The organism is Rapidithrix thailandica (assembly GCF_039710355.1).
Taxonomy (GTDB): Bacteria; Bacteroidota; Bacteroidia; order Cytophagales; family Flammeovirgaceae; genus Rapidithrix; species Rapidithrix thailandica.
This window is the reverse complement of record NZ_JBDKWZ010000002.1, coordinates 370,115-389,120: the sequence shown is the minus strand read 5'-3', so window position 1 is coordinate 389,120 and position 19,006 is coordinate 370,115. Positions and strand designations below refer to the sequence as shown.

Annotated in this window: 12 protein-coding genes and 1 pseudogene; 11 read left to right on the top strand and 2 right to left on the bottom strand. The window is 42.4% G+C overall.

Translation table 11 applies throughout. The annotated features are described in order from the left end of the window. The first annotated feature begins 115 nt into the window (after nucleotides 1-115). The 11 genes from AAG747_RS05050 to AAG747_RS05000 all read left to right on the top strand — a co-directional run bounded on the left by AAG747_RS05050 (nucleotide 116) and on the right by AAG747_RS05000 (nucleotide 17,212). Entirely contained in the window at nucleotides 116-1,051 is a 936-nt protein-coding gene (locus AAG747_RS05050) for a hypothetical protein (protein ID WP_346820048.1), read from the top strand. 522 nt (nucleotides 1,052-1,573) lie between these two features. Further along, nucleotides 1,574-2,485, top strand: coding sequence for a hypothetical protein (locus AAG747_RS05045; protein ID WP_346820047.1), 912 nt, complete (start codon nucleotides 1,574-1,576; stop codon nucleotides 2,483-2,485). Nucleotides 2,486-2,894: 409 nt separating this feature from the next. Then, nucleotides 2,895-3,806, top strand: coding sequence for an AraC family transcriptional regulator (locus AAG747_RS05040; RefSeq protein WP_346820046.1), 912 nt, complete (start codon nucleotides 2,895-2,897; stop codon nucleotides 3,804-3,806). 329 nt (nucleotides 3,807-4,135) lie between these two features. After that, the gene (locus tag AAG747_RS05035; RefSeq protein ID WP_346820045.1) at nucleotides 4,136-4,999 is read left to right on the top strand and encodes an SDR family NAD(P)-dependent oxidoreductase; all 864 of its coding nucleotides are present in this window, start codon (nucleotides 4,136-4,138) and stop codon (nucleotides 4,997-4,999) included. A 264-nt stretch (nucleotides 5,000-5,263) separates the two neighbouring features. Then, nucleotides 5,264-5,953 (top strand): response regulator transcription factor, encoded by a 690-nt coding sequence (locus tag AAG747_RS05030; RefSeq protein ID WP_346820044.1) that lies wholly within the window; start codon nucleotides 5,264-5,266, stop codon nucleotides 5,951-5,953. Beyond that, nucleotides 5,950-7,314, top strand: a complete 1,365-nt coding sequence (locus tag AAG747_RS05025) for a HAMP domain-containing sensor histidine kinase (protein WP_346820043.1) — start codon at nucleotides 5,950-5,952, stop codon at nucleotides 7,312-7,314. Before AAG747_RS05030 ends, AAG747_RS05025 begins: the two co-directional genes overlap by 4 nt. 78 nt (nucleotides 7,315-7,392) lie before the next feature. Further along, the gene (locus AAG747_RS05020) at nucleotides 7,393-8,688 is read left to right on the top strand and encodes a TolC family protein (RefSeq protein ID WP_346820042.1); all 1,296 of its coding nucleotides are present in this window, start codon (nucleotides 7,393-7,395) and stop codon (nucleotides 8,686-8,688) included. Nucleotides 8,689-8,707: 19 nt separating this feature from the next. After that, the gene (locus AAG747_RS05015; RefSeq protein WP_346820041.1) at nucleotides 8,708-9,838 is read left to right on the top strand and encodes an efflux RND transporter periplasmic adaptor subunit; all 1,131 of its coding nucleotides are present in this window, start codon (nucleotides 8,708-8,710) and stop codon (nucleotides 9,836-9,838) included. A gap of 6 nt (nucleotides 9,839-9,844) precedes the next feature. Then, nucleotides 9,845-12,940, top strand: a complete 3,096-nt coding sequence (locus tag AAG747_RS05010) for an efflux RND transporter permease subunit (protein WP_346820040.1) — start codon at nucleotides 9,845-9,847, stop codon at nucleotides 12,938-12,940. A 468-nt stretch (nucleotides 12,941-13,408) separates the two neighbouring features. Further along, nucleotides 13,409-15,727: a S8 family peptidase gene (locus AAG747_RS05005; protein WP_346820039.1), complete on the top strand. Its 2,319-nt coding sequence runs from the start codon at nucleotides 13,409-13,411 to the stop codon at nucleotides 15,725-15,727. 396 nt (nucleotides 15,728-16,123) lie between these two features. Then, nucleotides 16,124-17,212, top strand: a complete 1,089-nt coding sequence (locus AAG747_RS05000; protein WP_346820038.1) for a T9SS type A sorting domain-containing protein — start codon at nucleotides 16,124-16,126, stop codon at nucleotides 17,210-17,212. A gap of 234 nt (nucleotides 17,213-17,446) precedes the next feature. Here the strand turns inward: AAG747_RS05000 and AAG747_RS04995 are convergent. Then, nucleotides 17,447-17,926 (bottom strand): annotated as a pseudogene (locus AAG747_RS04995) (TonB-dependent receptor domain-containing protein); the annotation flags it as partial. 64 nt (nucleotides 17,927-17,990) lie between these two features. Beyond that, nucleotides 17,991-18,221 carry a TonB-dependent receptor plug domain-containing protein gene (locus AAG747_RS04990; protein ID WP_346820037.1) on the bottom strand — a complete coding sequence of 77 codons (231 nt, stop codon included), beginning with the start codon at nucleotides 18,219-18,221 and terminating at the stop codon, nucleotides 17,991-17,993. Nucleotides 18,222-19,006 lie beyond the last annotated feature (785 nt).

Genomic DNA, 19,006 nt, shown 5'->3' with positions numbered 1-19,006 from the left:
GAAGAATTAGATTATAGAGGAATGGAATAAAAAACTACCACCAACAAGGTGTAATTGTCCATATCTTGCGACTGCTTCGTCACGGCAATTCCACGAATCATTAATGCGCATTAACATGAAGGTTCAAATACTCATATTATTTTTAGCTATATCCGAAATTACCTTTGGTCAAATTGGTAATGAAAAAGACTTGATAGTAAAGAATAATGTAAAATCATCTTTAGAAAGACATTGTTTCCTGAATACAAATGGTAGCTGCACTACGATTTATGAAAAATTTGATAAAAATGGAAATTCCATAGAGTGGAATATGGGACGACTTGGGATTATCTATCGAAATGTTTTTGATGAAAATGACAATAAAATCATGATGCTTTGGGTGGGTAAATCGGATACTACACAAATAGATACAATTCAGTATAAATATGACAAGCATAATGAATTAATACAACAAGGCATTACAGAATTTGAAAATACTTATGATAAAACTGGTCACTTGATCAAAATAGTGACCCAGTCAAAAAATATTGAACGAAACATAGTTAAAACAACGATAACAAGAACTTGGACAATATTTGGCAAAATAGATACGGAAACGAACAGCACCGAAATATTGGAAGTCGCAAAAAAGACAAAGTGCGACAAATTCAGTAAGGCAAGAGTTGACTACCAATATGACCGGAATCAAAATTTAACCATGGCAACTTATTTTCAAGCAGACACAATCTCAAAAACAATTTCCTACAAATACGATTCAACTAACAGATTGATAGAAAAAATTGAAGATGACCCGGAACGTGCCGATAGAGTAAACAAAATGGGTTTTGGGAATAGAGATGAAATAAAATTATTCAAAACAACAATTCAATATAACCCAAAAGGACAAATTGATGAATTGTACACTTATTTTAGTGACCCATGTATGGGCTTGGACAATCATTTTCTATATAAACACTATTATAAAAGCAACGGACTTTTGGATTATGCTGATGTTTATGAGAATGGAAAATTGGTTTTTACGATAAAATATGCGTACGAATACTATAAATAAAACCTTTCACCAACGCTCTGTATACCGAAAGGTATACTCCATACACAGAACGTCAGCAGTTATAAAAACGGCTCGCTACCATTTGTTCCAGATTGAAAACTACCGCTTTTCAAGCCAACACTACGCATGATCTATACCGTTAACAACAAGAGACAAAACACAAAAAATAAAAGAAACAGAGGTTGAAAAAATCCGGAATTTTTAGAATAAGTTTTAAAGTCAAATGGAGTCACAGATGTGAAACAAAGTGCGTTTTTTTGAATTTGAAATGCCTCTTTACACAATTGGATTGACCATAACTGCACATCAAATACATCCTTTCAACATCATAAAAGAAAGATATTTCCCATTAGACATGGGGAATGATTTAACTATTTCCTGTTGCTTAGCAACGTATAACCGCAGTTACAGCGGATTCGGAGGTAGTCGAATCCACTCCGAATTGCTAACTTCAGTAGTTCATCTTAAAATTAAGTAACTTTACCGCGTAACTGAAGTTATACAAGACCATCACCATAATATATGAATCAAAAAGTCATTGCAAAACCTAAAGGAGCAATTCTATTTACATTATTTTTTTGTTTAATAGTTATTTTTGGCCTGTCAATCTTATTTTATACAAAATCTGATACAAGAGTATTTGTATTATTATTCATTTCTTTTATACTTTATGGAATTTATGATCTGGTTAAAAGATTCACTTACCTAAAAGTAGAAAAAGACTATATAAAGTATGGGCTTAACGCAAGATACAGTTACAGCCAAATAAGAAGCGTCAAGTTATATGACTTAAAAGATTACAGGTTTTTATTCTTCCCTATGAGAGAAGAGTGTTTAACAGTTGTTTTCGAAGATGGAAAAAAAATCAAATTAGAAGATAACTACTATAAAAATTTATGGAAAATACGTTGGGTACTAGAGAATAAAATTATTAAAAATAATAACTCATTTAATTTTCATTTTAATACTGATTTCGATTGTGATCAAATAACAAATAAAACTACTAAGATTTCTACCTTTGTTAAACTAACACCTTATTTGTTATATTTTTTCTTATTATCACTGATTACCAATATACCTCTCATCTATTATGACATATATACGAATGGACCATTTGTAGTAGTAAGTGTTTTGGGCTTAATGGCTTTACTATTATTCTCTGGAAAAAGTTATTATATGGAAAGTTGTGACAATGGTATTTTTATTAAAAATTTAGTTTTCAAACATGTCAAGGTAAAAATCCCTCTGAATCAAATAGAATATATCAGACTAAAAAAAGTCGGAGGAGGAAGAAATAAGGCTATATTTTTAGTGATACACATGAACTACCATAAAGACTATCAATTTGCCATTGATTTTATAAATTTTGACAGAACTGAAAATATAATGAATCAGGTTAAAAAATTAAATATTAATTTCCACGATCTGAGATAATAAAAAAATATACATGAAGTAACAATGTATAACCACAATTTTGAGTGGGTTCAGATATAGTCGAATACACTCGAAATTGCTCACTTGGCTAATTTGAGCCGAAAAACACTAACATTCATCCCGTAACTGAAGGTTATACAAGGCCATCAGACTGTCTCAAAATTAAGATTGATGCTTTATCTTGAAGTATGGAATATCTACAAGGAGAAGACCGGGGGCAGTTAACTTTATATACCACTTGTTAAGAGTTTTTAACCTAAAGGATGAATTTTATACATGCTCTAAGTAGAGTTTTCCGTTAACGGACAAATCGCAAAAAGCTATGCAAACCCGGTAGTCAGGTTGTATAGCTTTTTGCTTTGTGAATGCTGCACCAAAAATCCTTATATTTGGGAATAAACCCAGAGTTATGAATACGAGCGAATCTTTAAAGGAATTTTACGAAAGGGTTTTCATAAAGGAAACCCATTACCGTGATAAAACCAGAAACGGAGAGCATTTTAATGTGTACCGGAGAAATGATGTTTCGTGCAAACAACATTCGCCTTATAACAGAAGGGATTTTTATAAGATCTCCTTGATTCTTGGGTCCGGCACATTGTATTATGCCGATAAAGGGATTTCCATTCCAGGTAAGGCTTTGTTATTCTCCAACCCTAATATCCCTTATGCCTGGGAGGCCAGTTCTCCCAACCAGTCGGGGTATTTTTGCTTGTTTTCGGAGGGGTTTACCGGTACGGAACGAATGAGTGAAAGCCTTGAAAATTCGCCCCTGTTTAAGGTCGGAGGAAATCCCCTGTACTTTATCAATGAATGGCAAAAGGAAAGGATAAGCAGCCTTTTTGAAAATATTATCAAAGAAGTCGATTCCGGTTATAAATACAAATACGACCTGATCCGCAATTACTTGTATTTGATCATGCATGAGGCATTGAAAATGCAGCCTGCCGATACGTATTTCAAACATACCAATGCTTCGTCACGGGTTGCTTCCCTGTTTTTAGATCTTTTAGAAAGACAATTCCCTGTATCGTTTGAGCGCAATTTACGATTAAAAACCGCAAGCGACTATGCCTTGCACCTGTCGATCCATACCAATCATTTAAACAAAGCGGTGAAAGAAATCACCGGAAAAACGACTACCGAACATATTGCTTCCAAAATGCTACTTGAAGCAAAAACCCTGTTAAAACATACCAATTGGAATATTACCGAAATCGCTTATTGTTTAGGCTTCGAAAACCCTACTTACTTTAATAACTTTTTTAAAAAGCATACCTCCGCAACACCTAGTACTTTCCGGGAAGAATTATTGTCCTAATCGCTGTTTTAAGAAAGTTTTACATTTTTCGATTGAATAGTAGAAGTTATGGTTTGAATATAAAAAGTCTGAAGCGGGTTTTCTCCCTACCTTTGAATATATGAAAACCAAGTATCGCAAAGCTGGTATTCAACCACAATAAAGGAAATCAAAACATATAAAGGGTAAACTTTACACAGGTTGTATTGTATAGAGGAATGAGCTTTCTTTCCAAAAGAAGCAAAGGTTTTTTGCGAATATGGGGCAAAGCTACCAATGCTGTAATTGTGAAAAAGGTACTTGAGTAGAGTTTTGAAATGTTTCAATCTTTCAATCAAAAATAAACAAAAATGGACAGAAGAAATTTTGTAACCAAAGGCTTGTCTGCGGCTGCTGTTGCGGGTTTGCCCCTGAGTGTGAGTGCCCAGGCGGCAAATGATAATGCACCGGTGAAAAGGAGATTTGAAGGAAAAGTAATAATCATCACCGGAGCGACCTCTGGCATTGGCAAAGCGGCTGCCCTGGCTTTCGCCCAAGAGGGAGGAATGGTTGGATTTTGTGGAAGACGTGAAGAATTAGGTAAAGAAGTGGAAAAAGAAATCAAACAACAGGGAGGAGAGGGTATCTATATAAAAGCGGACGTTACCCAACCGGAAGAAATGGCCTCTTTTGTAGACAAAGTTGTAAAGCGGTATGGAAAATTGGATGTGGCTTTCAACAATGCCGGTGAAGTGATGTTTGGCAAGTTGCATGAGATCACCCTGGAACAGTGGGAGTGGATTCACAATACCAATGTTCGTGGTGTCTTTTTGGCGATGAAGTATCAGCTTCCTCATTTGTTGAAAAACGGAGGGGGAAATATCGTACTGACGGCCTCTATGCACAGTGTGTCCACCCGGCCGGGGGCGGCTGCCTATGCCTCCAGTAAACGGGCGCTTTTGGGTTTGGCCCAAACGGCCGCGATGGATTATGGCCAGGAAGGTATCCGGATCAATGTGCTGTCTCCGGGGATTACCGATACCCCGATGTTCAGGAGGTCCACCGGGGATTCCAAAGAAAAAGTGGAAAATGCAAAAGCCTTGGTAGACGGGTTAAAGCGCATTGCTACGGCAGAAGAAATGGCCGAAGCCGCATTGTTTTTAGCATCCAATGATTGTCCTTACATTACTGGTACTTCACTACTTGTAGATGGAGGAATGATGTCCGGTCTTTAAGTATTAAATATATGATTTTTAAATCCTTAGATAGGATTAGTTAAACTCATAGGTCAATACCCTTAAAGGAAAGGTTCACCGCTCTGTATTCTTATTTGAGGTAGGATAATACTGTAATAAATGAATGGGTGTCGGATGGTTTTTAAGATCGAGGTATATTGCACTTGTACTTTCCCGTTGGAGAAGTTAAATCCGGAAGTAACCGGTACTTTCCTTTCATGTGAATTACTACCTTTGTAGCCGGAGAAAATCACTGATATCACATTGAAAAAGATTTTATTGATAGAGGATGATCCGGTGTTGAACCGCAACATCAAGGAGGCGCTAACAGCGGAGCAAATGGAGGTGGAATCGGTTTTTGACGGATTGCTTGCCGAACGTTTGTTGAAAAGAGAAATGTTTGATTGCCTGGTGCTGGATATTAACTTACCGGGAAAAAACGGCTTTGATCTCTGTAAGGCCTTCCGGGAATACAATGCATCCACACCTGTGTTGATGTTGACGGCTTTTGACGAGTTGGAAGACAAAGTCAAAGGCTTTGAATGCGGGGCTGATGATTACCTGACCAAGCCTTTCTATATCCGGGAGTTGATCCTGCGGGTACATTCTTTACTCAAAAGGAGTGCAACCAGACAGCAGCCTGAAAAGCGGGAGTCTACTTTGGCCGTATCGGACCTTGTGGTGCATTTGGGGCATAAAAAAGTAAGCCGGCAAGGGGTGGATATCCCCTTGACTCCCCGGGAGTATCAAATCCTGGTTAAACTGTTGCAAGCAGGTGGGGAGTTGGTGTCTAAAAAAGACTTGATCCGAACCATCTGGGGAAGTGTAGTGGATGCCAACACCAACACGGTAGAAGTGTATATTAACTTTCTCAGAAATAAAATTGACAAACCTTTCGGAAAGGAGTCTATCAAAACAAAAATCGGGTTTGGGTATTATTTTGAAAGCCAATGAGTATCCGGACAAAAATCTTGATTTACTTTTCCACTACGGTGATTGCCTTGACAGCCGGGGCTTTGTTTTTTATTTATACCCTGTTTGCCGAATACCGTGAGGAACAATTCCAACAACGGCAAAAAGAAAAGATCAGCTCTACCCTTCAACTTTTAAGCGAAATCAAGGGCCTGGACGAAACCCTCTTTGTCGCATTGGATAAATCCACCATTCACGATTTTTATAATGAAAAACTCATCATTTTTGACCATGAGAAAAACTTGATCTACAAAAGTGTTGACGATTTGTCAATCGATAAAATGAGGGCCATCCTGAACAAACTTTCCACCGATCAGCACTGGATCGAAACCAAAGAGGAACTTTACGATGTGGTAGGCCTGGCCATCAGCAACCGTGGCAAGCTTTTTTACGGCATCAGCAAAGCCTATGACGAATTCGGTTATGCCAAGTTAAATTACCTGCGCTCTATTCTGATCATCACTTTTTCTACGATTTCTCTGATCGTGGTGTTGGTCTCTTTCTACCTGTCTCAAAGAATTTCGGGGCCTCTTACCGAAATCGCCCGGAGAATTAATCAGTATGACTTGGACAAGGACAATGTCCCCTTGCAAACGAACGAAAGCAGCAAAGAAATCATGGTGTTGGCACATCGCTTTAACGAGTTAATGCAAAAAATAAAAGAGGCATTTGCCTTTCAAAAACATGCCATCCACCATATTTCGCACGAGTTGAAAACGCCTATTTCCGTGTTGGTATCCAATTTTGAAAAGATTGAACAGGAAACAGACCCTCGCGTGCTCAAACAGATGCTTGCCCACCAAAAAGAAGATACCAAAAGCCTCAGCGAGATTATTCATGCTTTGCTGGAAATATCCAAAGCCGAATCGGGGAATCGACTTCATAGAGCGCCCGTCCGGGTGGACGAGTTGATTTTTGACTTGTCCGCAGAGCTTTCGCAGTTGTTTCCGGCTCATCATTTTTCAGTAGACTATGCGGAAATCAGTGAAGACGAACACAAGTTCACAGTATTGGCCAATGAGCGGCTGTTGAAATCCGCCTTGACCAATTTAATGCACAATTGCCAGCAATACAGTACGGACCACCAAGCGAAAATCAACATCATTCCTTCGGGCGATCAGCTGAAAGTAGAGTTTATCAACCGGGGAAAAACCATCCGCGAACAGGAACGGCAATATTTATTTCAACACTTTTTTCGTGGGGCCAACAGCCAAGGCAAGCGAGGATTTGGCCTGGGCTTGGTCTTTATCTATAAAATCATTTCCCTGCATGGGGGAACAGTGACCTATACCACACCCGGTACCGACACCAACCTCTTCACGGTGGCTTTGCCCTTAAGCTAAATTTTATCCGTTTTAAGGTCTTTTTAAGCTGCTTTAAAAGTTCTTTGGGCCATTAATATTTATCATTAAGGCAAGCCAATGAACCTACAAAAGTACCTGGGTTTCTTGTTGATAGGCTTTACTACCTGTCAACTGGCCTTCGGGCAAGACACCTTACAACTGAACCGCCAACAATGTGAAGCATTGTTCCTGAAGGAGAACCTCCTGTTGATCGCAGAAAAGCTGAATATCAATCAAGCGGAGGCGACTTTACGACAAGCCAGACTTTGGCCCAACCCGACTCTTACCATTGACCAGGTGAATGCCTGGGCCACTCCGGCACAACTACAAGGAGCGGAAGGACTACCTCCCCTGGTAGGTAGGTTCGGACGCAACCAACAAATCGGAGTGGAAATCGAACAGTTGCTTCTGACGGCCGGAAAGCGGAAAAAAATGATGGCAGTAGAGCAAGTTTCCGTAGATATGGCGGGCCAATATTTCGAAGAGTTGCTGCGCAACCTGAAAGTGGAGTTTCGAAAAGACCTTACTCAACTACAGTATTTGCAACAACTCAGAGAGGTGTACCGGAAACAACTTTCCTCTGTACAACAGCTGGTCAATGCCTATCGGAAACAAGTGGAGGAAGGTAATCTCAGCAAGGCGGAATGGCTCCGTCTGAAAGCCCTGGAGCTGGAAATTGTGCAAGAGATACACGGCCTTTCCAAAGAAATGAACAACATACAACACGAGTTGAAAGTGTTGATGAACCTGCCTCCAAGTTCTTGCCTGGTGCTGGACACCACAGGATACCTCCCGGAGTTTGCCAAAATAAAAAGGCTGGCTCCCGATTCGCTTTTGCAGGAAGCCACAACACACCGGCCCGATTTGAAAATAGCCCAATTGGAAAAGAAGTACTTCGATAAATGGCATACATACGAAAGAGCCCAACGCATTCCGGATATTACATTGAAGGCGGGGTACGACCGGGGCGGAAATTTTATGAAGGACTTTGTCGGTTTTGGTGTCGGAATAGACCTTCCCGTATTCAACCGGAACCAAGGAAATATCAAGCATGCCCGCATCGCCATGGAGCGGGCAGAAGTATTGGGCGCTCAAAAAGCACTTGAAATGGAATCGGGGCTTCTTCTGGCAAATCAGCATTTGCAAACCGCCATTGCCTTTTACGAAAGACTGGAGCCGGGTTTTGAAGCAGAGTTGGACAGGATGCTCAACCGGTTTACCAAAACCTTTAAAGACCGTGATATCAGTCAGTTGGAATACCTTGATTTTTTAGAAGCCTATCTCAATAATAAAAAAAATCTCCTCGAATCCTCCAAAGAGATCAATTTAAAACTTGAGGAACTTCAATACGAAGTCGGAACCGATATTCTCTAACCCAAAAAACCTGGCATACATGCAAACACAAACCCAACAGCAGTACTTGGCATTCATTTTCCTTCCATTACTCCTTATGCTTTCCCTCTATGCTTGTGATCAGCCGCAAGGAAAGGCACTGATCGAAAATCAAGCCGGGGACAACTATTGCCTGGAGGAAAACTTCAAAGAAAAAATCACACTTGATACGGCCCGGGTTCACCCCGTTACCGAAAAAATACCTTTGATAGGCAATGTGGAAAGTAATCCTGACAACGTCATTCATTTTATAAGCTTGGTGCAGGGCGTTATTGACAATGCGTATTTCTCCCTGGGCGACCGAGTCACAAAAGGGCAATTACTGGCAGAGTTACGCAGCCCTGAATTGAGTCAGCTTCAATCGGAGCGGCAATCCCTGGCAGCCCAGCTCAGGGTTGCGGAAAGACAGTTGAAATCGGTACAAGCCATGTACGAAGATGGTATTGCTTCGGAAAAAGACTTACTGGAGGCGCAGAGTGAAGTATCGATCAAAGAAGCCGAATTGAATAAGATTGATACGATTTTATCGCTATACAGCGCCAGTACGGAAAAAGGAGTCTTTCAAATAAAAGCTCCGGCCTCAGGTATTATCACCGGTAAACAGATGACAGCAGGGATGCAAATTACCTCCGGAGAAGGCCCTCTTTTCACCCTCTCCGATCTTCGTGAAGTATGGGTGCTGGTCAATATTTATGCGGGTAACGTGACCAAAGTGGAAGAGGGCTTGGAAGTCGAAATCAAAACGCTTTCCTATCCGGACGAGGTTTTTAAAGGCGAAATTGCCGTGCTTTCGCAGGTCTTTGACAGCGAAGAGCGGGTATTGAAAGCCCGGGTAGTAATTGATAACCCCTCTCTGAAACTGAAACCGGGAATGTTTGTCGATGTGATGGCTGTGAAAAGAAGCGAAAGCCGAGCCGTAGCCATTCCTACCAATGCATTGATTTTTGATGACAATCAGAACTTTGTCGTGCTGTTTCATGACGATTGTGATATAGAAGTCCGGAACATCGAAGTACTGAGTAAGAACAATGGAACCACTTATATCGCAGCGGGAATTCAAGCGCAAGAGCGGTTTATTTCCAAAAACCAATTACTTATTTACGAACAAATCAAAAACCTGCAAAACCGCTAGTCTTCCATGCAAAAACTGGTTCAAAGCATTGTGGCCTTCTCATTGAAGAATGCCGTTATCGTATTTTTTCTTACCGCAGTTTTAGTGGTGGCCGGGGTCATCAGTTACCTTCACACCCCGATTGAGGCCTTCCCCGATGTTACCAACACCCGGGTCAGAATCATCACCCAATGGCAAGGCCGCAGCGCCGAAGAAGTGGAAAAGTTTGTAACCTTACCCATTTCCAAGGTGATGAACACCATTCCCAAAAAAGCACAAGTGCGCTCCATCTCTCTGTTTGGCCTTTCGGTGGTCACGGTCATTTTTGATGACGGGGTAGAAGATTTTTATGCGCAACAATACGCTTCCAATCGTTTGCAGGCCGTTGAACTGCCAGCCGGAACGGATGCGGAAATTGAACCGCCCTATGGGGCCACCGGTGAGATTTACCGCTATGTGGTGAAAAGTGACCGCCCTCTCCGGGAGATTACGGCCCTGCACGATTGGGTGATCGAACGGGAGCTGGTTGCCGTACCGGGCGTAGCCAATGTCGTCAGTTTTGGCGGAGAGGAGAAAATCTATGAAATCAAAATCATCCCGGCCGAATTGACCAACTACGACCTGTCGCCCTTGGATGTGTTTGAGGCCGTATCCAAAAGCAACGTAAATGTGGGGGGAGACATCATTGAAGTGGGCAGCCAGGCCTATGTAGTGCGAGGTGTAGGCCTTCTGGAAAAAACGGAAGATATCGAAAATATCTTGATCAAAGTCAAAGGGACTACCCCGGTGCTGGTTAAACATGTAGCGGAAGTGCAGATTTCTGCCAAACCGCGCCTGGGACAAGTGGGCTTTCAGGAAGACGAAGATTTGGTCGAGGGAATTGTCATTATGCTCCGGGGAGAGAATCCCGGTGAGGTGATTCCGAAATTGAAAGAAAAAATAGCCGAGCTAAACGACCGGATACTGCCGAAAGATGTAAAAATTGAACCCTTTATCGACCGGACCGAGCTGGTAGAAGCTACGGTACATACCGTCACCAAAAATATTATTGAGGGGATCGTCCTGGTGTCGGTAATCGTGTTTATTTTCCTGTACGATTGGCGGACTACAGCCATTGTGGCTTCGGTTATTCCCCTTGCCTTTCTTTTTGCCATTGTAATGCTCCGGATCCAGGGGTTGCCGGCCAACCTGATTTCAATGGGGGCGATTGACTTTGGCTTGTTGTTGGAAGGGACCTTGGTCATCGTGGAAACAGTATTTGTAACAATGGAGAGAAAGGCGCATTTTCTGGGAATGGAGCGGTTTAATCGTATCAGCAAAACCGGCTTGATCAAAAAAAGTGCGGGCAGCGTAGGGAGCTACATCGTATTTGCCCAAATCATCCTGATTGTGGCCTTGGTACCCATCTTTTCTTTTCAAAAAGTAGAGGGAAAGATGTTCTCCCCGCTGGCCTACACATTGGGTTACGCCCTCTTGGGTTCTTTGCTGTTGAGCATCACCTATGTGCCGGCTTTGTGCAAAGTGCTTCTCACGAAAAATATCGTGGAAAAAGAAAATTTCATTTCCCGCTTTTTCCGGAAAAGCATGTTTCAACTCTTTCTGTGGAGCCATCAACGAAGAAAGGTCACCCTGTACGGATTCATCCTCATACTGGGCATTTGTTTAGGGAAATTTCTGATGTATGGCTCTGAATTTATTCCCAAGCTAAACGAAGGTGCCGTCTACGTAAGAGCAACCTTACCCAATAGCGTTAACCTGGAAGAAGCCGTACAGTTGGCCAAAGAAATGAAAGAGAAATTACGGGAAATAGAAGAAGTGAAGTTCGTTTTGAACCAAGCCGGCCGGCCGAATGACGGCACTGACCCTACGGGTTTTTTCAATATCGAATTCCACATACAGCTGTACCCGGAGCAAGATTGGGAACGAAAGATAGAAAAGAAAGAACTGCTGGCTGAAATGCGTAGTAAACTGGAGGTGTATCCGGGGATTATTTTCGGATTTAGTCAACCGATTCAGGATAACGTGGAAGAGTATGTAGCCGGAGTAAAAAGTGCTTTGGTTGTGAAAATATTCGGAGAGAACCTGTATGAGCTGGAAAAGTATGCCAATCAAGTGGCTGCAGCCATCAAAGATGTCCGGGGTATTGTGGATTTGAATATTTACCGGAACATAGGCCTTCCCGAGCTCCGGATTCAATTGCACGACCATAAGATGGCCCGCTACGGGGTAGCCGTTACTGATGCCCAAACGGTAGTGGAAATGGCCATCGGAGGCAGTGCCGTGACGACTTTTTATGAAAATGAACGCATGTTTGATGTGCGTATCCGCTTTAAAAAAGAATACCGGGACACCAAAGAAAAGATCGAAGAAATTCTGATCCCGGCCAAAGACGGCAAGCGGATTCCCTTAAAAGAAATTGCCACGATAGACTTCCGTACAGGCCCCGCCTTTATTTATCGCGAAGGCAGCAGCCGCTACATCGCAGTAGGCTTTGGCATCGAAGGCCGGGACCTAGGCAGCACCATTGCCGAAGCCAAAACCCAGGTAGCGCAAAAAGTACAATTGCCAGCGGCCAATAAAGTTACCTGGGCCGGGGAGTTTGAAAGTAAAGAAAGAGCCGGCAAACAGTTAGCGGTGATCGTTCCGGCCGTATTGGTGCTGATCTTATTCTTATTGTATTTTAACTTCGGAACGCTGAAAGATACCTTGATAGCGGCCAGCACCATTCCTTTTGCCTTTATCGGAGGATTTTTATCCCTGTGGGTAACCCAAACCGTCTTTGGCATCTCGGCAGGTATCGGGTTCATCATCCTTTTCGGAGTGAATACCATTAACAGTATTATCCTGATTGCCGTGATGCGGGACAACCTCCGGAAGCGAATGCCTTTGCACGAAGCTATTTCAAATGGAGTGTACCATCGCATTCGCTCCATTGTGATGATCGCCCTGATGGGTTCGATGGGCTTGTTGCCAGCGGCATTATCTACCGGAATGGGTTCGGAAATTCAAAAGCCCCTGGCCATTATGATTGTGGGCGGTTTGTTAGTCTGTATGGTCCTTTCCCTCACCGTACTGCCCCAAGTATTTTACTTGGTATATAAAAAGCAACAGCCAGACAAATAAACGGAGACTTGTAAAAGTAATACAAAGGGGCTGCAATGCCCCTTTGTTATTTACTGAAATGGGAGTGTATGACCCAAAGGATGTAATTTAAACATGCTCTTAGCGGCTAAACAAAATAACATATACTTTAAATGTAACCTTAGTTATCCTAAAGTTTAAAGGGGAACGGTTCCCCGCACTCTAAGAGTTTAGAAATACTAAAATCTTAGTAAAGTATTTTTTGAAAAATACGCAATTATTTGTATTATAACTGTGCATAATTTTTTTAATGTAAAAAAGATTAACCTTACTTTTCAACCGGCTCCAGTATTTTTTATCATCTTCAAGATAAGAGAGGCTCTTGTGAGGGATTATATCACATGGTAGGAGAAAGAAATGGGTCAACGAGTGGAAGTATAGTTTATACCTCTCTTAATTTTCGGGAAGCATTTTACTGATTTAGCAATATAACTAAAACAAGCAAAGCTTATGAAAATTAAAAGTACGCTATCATTCGTTGTCGCCTTCCTTTTGATGGGCTTTCTTACGGAAGCCTCCGCCCAGGACTACTATTGGTCATCCAATAGAAAAATTCTTTTACAGAAAGACAAAGAGGTAATTTTGGTAAAAGCCGGTGAGAATTCAAGTACCGAGCGTAAACTTACCCAAGGGAAAACAATAAAAGCACTGGAACGGGTGAACCGGCATTCGGTACTGGTTCGGTTGTCTGCGAATGACCCGTCCTCTTTGACAGAAATGACTTCCATTTCAGGTAACTACACTTTCTCTTTTAAAAGTAGTTCGGGAGACAAGATGATTCCCACCGGGGAGATCTTGTTCAAACCCAAAAAAGGTATCGGAATTGATAAAATCAATCAACTGGTAGGAGAAAAGCTAAAGGTCATCAAGGTGAAATACGGTTGTTATAAGGTGTTGATAGAGGATTACAGTACCTTGTTGAAAGTTGCCAATCAACTTTATGAGAGCGGACTTGTGGAATACAGCCACCCCAACTTTATCATGGAGATTACCAAACACCAGAACGACCCATTGTACCCGGATCAATATTATTTGAACAATACAGGACAGTTCGGAGGAACCGCAGGCATCGATATCAATGCCCCGCAAGCTTGGTCTATTTCAACGGGAATTCATACTATCAGGGTGGCAGTGATAGATGATGGGGTGGAAAATCATGTGGATATTAACGGACGAGTACTTCAGGGCTTTACACCGAGGGATGCAAATGGTTTGGGTGCTCCGGTGAACGGTTCGGCCCACGGGCAGGCTTGTGCCGGGATTATTGCGGCTTCACGGAGTAATAATGAAGGAATCGCGGGAATCGCTCCTTGTACGGATATCGTTCCCGTCAATATTTTCAACGGAGGGGAAACGACAGGAGATTTAGCCGATGCCATTGATTGGGCTTGGGATGAAGGACAAGCCGATGTACTCAGTAATTCTTGGGGCTTTAACTCTTCCACTGCCTACTTTGATAACATCGTACAAGCTATTGGTCGCGCCCGCACACAAGGGAGGGGAGGCGATGGGGCCATTGTGGTGTTTGCTTCCGGTAATTCCCATGGGGCTTTTAGCGGTGTTACCTTTCCGGCCAGTGCTCCGGGAGTGGTTACTGTAGGCGCTGTAGACAGAAGTGGCAACATCTGGGGCTACAGTAGCCGTGGATCGCAAATGGATCTGGTAGCCCCTTCGGGAAACACCAATTTGAATGGGGATGTGCGTACTACGGACAGGCCGGGTACAAACGGTTATGCAAATGGCAATTATACCACTGAATTTGGCGGGACTTCTGCCGCATGTCCACAAGTAGCCGGGGTAGCCGCTCTGATGTTGTCTGTCAATCCTGAATTAACGGAAGCACAAGTGGTCAGTATTTTACGAAATACGGCTACCAATATGGGGCCGTCCGGGTTTGATAATACCTATGGATATGGCAGGGTCAATGCCCGGTTGGCGGTTTCAAGCGCAGTGCCTAAAATTACCGGTCCTTCCTCTATTTGTACTTCGGGAAGTATGAGTGTGGTGGTACCAGCCGGAACGTCTGTTTCATGGTCGGTAAACCCTTCTAATGCACTGAACTTCTCGCAAGGCGGCGCAACGACTTCTTTTAGCCGAAACGGTTCGTATAGCGGAGGGGCAACGATTACAGCAACCCTTAACGGAGGCTGTGGAAGTAAGAGTATCAGCAAAAGTATTGGAGTGGGCAATCTTCTCCCCTTAGATTTGAGGCTTCGGGATTCAAATACAAACAATCCGGTTTATTTTATTTGCCGGGACCAACCTACCAATGTAAAAGCCAAACACGATAGTAGTGCCCCAGTAAGTAGTTGGCAATGGAATGTGAGTGGGGCTCATATCACTTATAATCCTTCTTCAAGTGATAATTCGTTGGTTACATTAAGACCCTATTCCAATAATGTCACGGTGAAAATCAGAGCACAAAACGGCTGTGGTTGGTCGGAATGGTCCGATGTAAGTCCGGATATAATTCCTTGTGGAATGTTTTTTACGGTTTATCCCAACCCTTCCGATACCGAGCTTTTCCTCTTGAAAAATAATGCCGAAGCATTTTTAGAGAAGGACTTTGAAAGGAGCAATGTAAACGGTGATTTGGGGCCGATTACCTTGGAATTGTATGACTTCAGTGGAAACAGGGTACGGCAATATGTATTCGGTCTAAAAGATTCAAGTCCGAAAATTGATGTCTCCGGATTCAAAAAGGGACTTTATATTTTAAAAATCATTTCCAAAAATGTAAATGAAACTCATCAAATTGTCATTGAGTAGAAATTTAATCTGAGAAGTGAATTAACCTTTTTCTTTTTCCTAAAAAATGTTTCAAAAAGTGCCTTGATGAGCCGATTTGGATTCCATGTTCGGTCAAAAACTATTAAGTGTAAACCACTTCTGAATTAAATATTTTTAAACAGGGTATTATGCCCTGTTTTTTATGTGAGAAGGGCTGTGAGCCTTTAGAGGGTTAACTAATGGTTTTGAAATGCCATACATAAAACCGGCAACCATTAACATATTCATGCCATGAAAAAGAGAAAACCCCGGTATCCGAAAAACCTTAGGAAGTTACCATTTTCCGTGAGGACTCTACCAGTCATCTAATATCCCCGGTGGCAGGGGGCTTTTCAGACTACTTTTACTTCAGAATCACTCATTAACTCAGTAGTCATGAAAACATTTACTATCCTTTTCGCCTTCATTTTCTCACTGTACGCCTCACATGTACAAGCCTGTACCATCACCGCTGCCGACAACAGCAGCTCGGAAAGTTTCGAGGTCTCCACGGCTTGTGGCTCCACCTCCATCAACGGGGGCATGAGCGTCACCCTCTATGAAAACGATGTGTTGAACTTTGACCAGGACATCAATATCTCCGGAGGCTTGGAGATTCAGATCGAAGGGAACAATGTTACCATTCATATTCCTCATAATTTGACCGTAAGCGGGGGACTGGACATCACCGGTTCCGGTTCGGCCAACATGCTTATCGATGGCAACCTGGTGATCAGCGGGGGATGGAAGAGTGAAGACGTGCCCATGGACATTTCCGGCAGCGGTACCACTACCATTTCCGGCACGATGAAAACCAATATGGATACGGATTGTTCCGGACCTTGTCCTACCTTTTCTCTTTCAGGACAATGCAAAGACCAAGGTTCTACGTACTGTGAAGACCATATAGACTGCGGTTCCGGTTGTTCCCAGCCTTTGCCCATCACCTTGTTGTATTTCCAGGCCGAAGCCCGAGATAGCCGGGTGTACTTCTCCTGGGCCACTGCTTCAGAATTGAACAATGACTACTTCACCATCGAAGTATCACAAGACGGAAAGGAGTTTTATGCGGTACAAGAAGTGGGCGGGGCCGGCACCAGTGAGCAAATGGAAACCTATCAAGAAGTGTTGCCCGCCCGCCCCTGGCCGGTAAGCTACTACCGCCTGAAGCAAACCGACTTTGACCAAAGCAGCACCTACTCCCCGGTGGTAGCGGTCAAATGGGAAGCTCCGGAAGAAGTATTGACGGTGTACCCCAACCCAGTGGAAGGAACGGAGTTGCACATCCAAGCCCTGGTAGGTGGCAAGGGAACCTTGACCGTCTTCGATGCCGTAGGGATGCCGGTGTACCGGAAAGTGTTTGCCCAAGAAGAAAGTGCCCGGGAGTTCAACAGCACCCTTGACCTAAGCAGGCTGGGCCGGGGCATGTACACCATCCGCATGGAAATCAACGGAACAGTGATTCTCAAAAAAGTCCTCTACTAAACCCTCAGCAAACAAGGAACAAAAACAGTTTTAAGATAAATGCTACTGATAGTGTGATTCAAAGTTTATTAACTGAAAAACCCTTGGGCTTCTGGCCCAAGGGTTTTTGATTTTTAAAATTAATACGGGTGGAATACTTTGTGTTTTTTTCTTGCAATTCCTGTTTGGCTATGTGCACAAAGGTATTTGCAAATTAAGAGGCTTTGCGAATAGCCTTTTAACCCGATTCCGATCCTACTGTGAAGGTTGAATATCAGCTTCATGGAATAGTTTAAAAGGTATATCCGGTTGTTGATAAATAGCTTCGGGGCACGCTCTGAGATAATCGTATCCTCCAACCCAGTGCGTTTTATCCAACGCATTGTGACAACTGATTTGTAATCGGATTTTTTCAACCTGATAATACAAAACCACATTGACCAACTCGTAAGCAGGAAATACTTGAGGCTCCTCTCCGGCATTGTACAAAGAACCATATCTTTCAACGACAAAATTTGCTCCCAGGCCAAAACCCCGTCCCTGAAAGCTATCGTTTTTGATGAGGTATTTGATCCAGATGTTTCCGGCATGTTTGGGGGCATTGGGTTTTTGCCGGCCCACTTCTGCTTTCTGGTTGTCACTTTTAGTGATTTTGGCATCGTTATACGAATAGTTGGCCACAATACTCCAATTCTCCAGGATGCGGCCTGTAATATCCAATTCAAAACCTTTGGCTTCTTCTTCTCCGAATAGTTCAGGTCATCCTGGAAATATTCTTGATGCAGACCAAAGAGTACTATTAACTTTCCGGTAGAAATTTGGTCTTGCAGGTAAAAGCCCGCATTCCATTAATCAAATTTCCGGAATTTTGTTGTCCACGTACTTGGTGCCCACGGATCGTAATACCATTATAAAAAGTGAATTGGTTGACTCCGCTGATATCTTTTACCACATCGTTCATCCGGAAAGCCGCCTGGTCCAAAGCTAGTTCTTTGGGAACATATCCCACGGACTGTGGTACCTTTTCCAAGGGAGTGGAGGTTTTGGTGGCAACAAAAGAAGTGCTGTTGACATAGCCGGTTTCTTTCCTGCCGATTACTTCTACGGTTTGTAATTCTTGGGTGTTTTCTTGTGAAATAAAATCATAATGAAGCTTTGCTCCTTGTTGTAAAGAGAAGTCCAGTTGCTGTTTTTCAAAACCGATTCCCGAAACGATAAGGGTGTAATTGCATTCTGAACCGTTCCCAAGGCAGATTGGGCTTGCGTCCGGAATCCGGGTAAAATAGTTAGTATGTAAAAAAGTAGTACTTTTTTTATTGTATGGGTAATGATTTTGATATTATTTAGAATTATTATAAATAGATGCGAGTCTCCACAGGGAGAAGCTCCTGATCAATCGCTATTGATAGGTAAAATACAATCACTAGAAGTAGTGGTTTGGGATTGTTTAAACCGGTGATTTGATGTTTTCGGAAGATGAATACACTATTTTACGTGCATAAAAATCCTTATAATAACAATTGGGCTAGTTACTATGTTATGTTAGCCGGGCACTTAGTTGATGGTGTCTATAAAGAAGGACTGGTCAGTTTTACCACAAAAATTAGTGAAGTGACAGTTTATAAATATCAAAAACTCAAAATTCCATCGGTACCGTTTAAACCTGTAAAAGGGAGTTTAAAACGTTAATGTAAGCACACCGTAAAATTCCGTTCTGGCATTACAAGAATTTGCGTTATCTTGCCGAAGTGAATTAAACTTTTTCTTTTTCCTAAAAAAAAGTTTCAAAAACGTCTCCTCTGTATTACTTTTTTC

Bases quoted from the DNA above. Each gene is read 5' to 3' on its own strand.
- AAG747_RS05050 (WP_346820048.1), top strand. From the start codon at position 116: ATGAAGGTTCAAATACTCATATTATTTTTAGCTATATCCGAAATTACC.
- AAG747_RS05045 (WP_346820047.1), top strand. From the start codon at position 1,574: ATGAATCAAAAAGTCATTGCAAAACCTAAAGGAGCAATTCTATTTACA.
- AAG747_RS05040 (WP_346820046.1), top strand. From the start codon at position 2,895: ATGAATACGAGCGAATCTTTAAAGGAATTTTACGAAAGGGTTTTCATA.
- AAG747_RS05035 (WP_346820045.1), top strand. From the start codon at position 4,136: ATGGACAGAAGAAATTTTGTAACCAAAGGCTTGTCTGCGGCTGCTGTT.
- AAG747_RS05025 (WP_346820043.1), top strand. From the start codon at position 5,950: ATGAGTATCCGGACAAAAATCTTGATTTACTTTTCCACTACGGTGATT.
- AAG747_RS05020 (WP_346820042.1), top strand. From the start codon at position 7,393: ATGAACCTACAAAAGTACCTGGGTTTCTTGTTGATAGGCTTTACTACC.
- AAG747_RS05015 (WP_346820041.1), top strand. From the start codon at position 8,708: ATGCAAACACAAACCCAACAGCAGTACTTGGCATTCATTTTCCTTCCA.
- AAG747_RS05010 (WP_346820040.1), top strand. From the start codon at position 9,845: ATGCAAAAACTGGTTCAAAGCATTGTGGCCTTCTCATTGAAGAATGCC.
- AAG747_RS05005 (WP_346820039.1), top strand. From the start codon at position 13,409: ATGAAAATTAAAAGTACGCTATCATTCGTTGTCGCCTTCCTTTTGATG.
- AAG747_RS05000 (WP_346820038.1), top strand. From the start codon at position 16,124: ATGAAAACATTTACTATCCTTTTCGCCTTCATTTTCTCACTGTACGCC.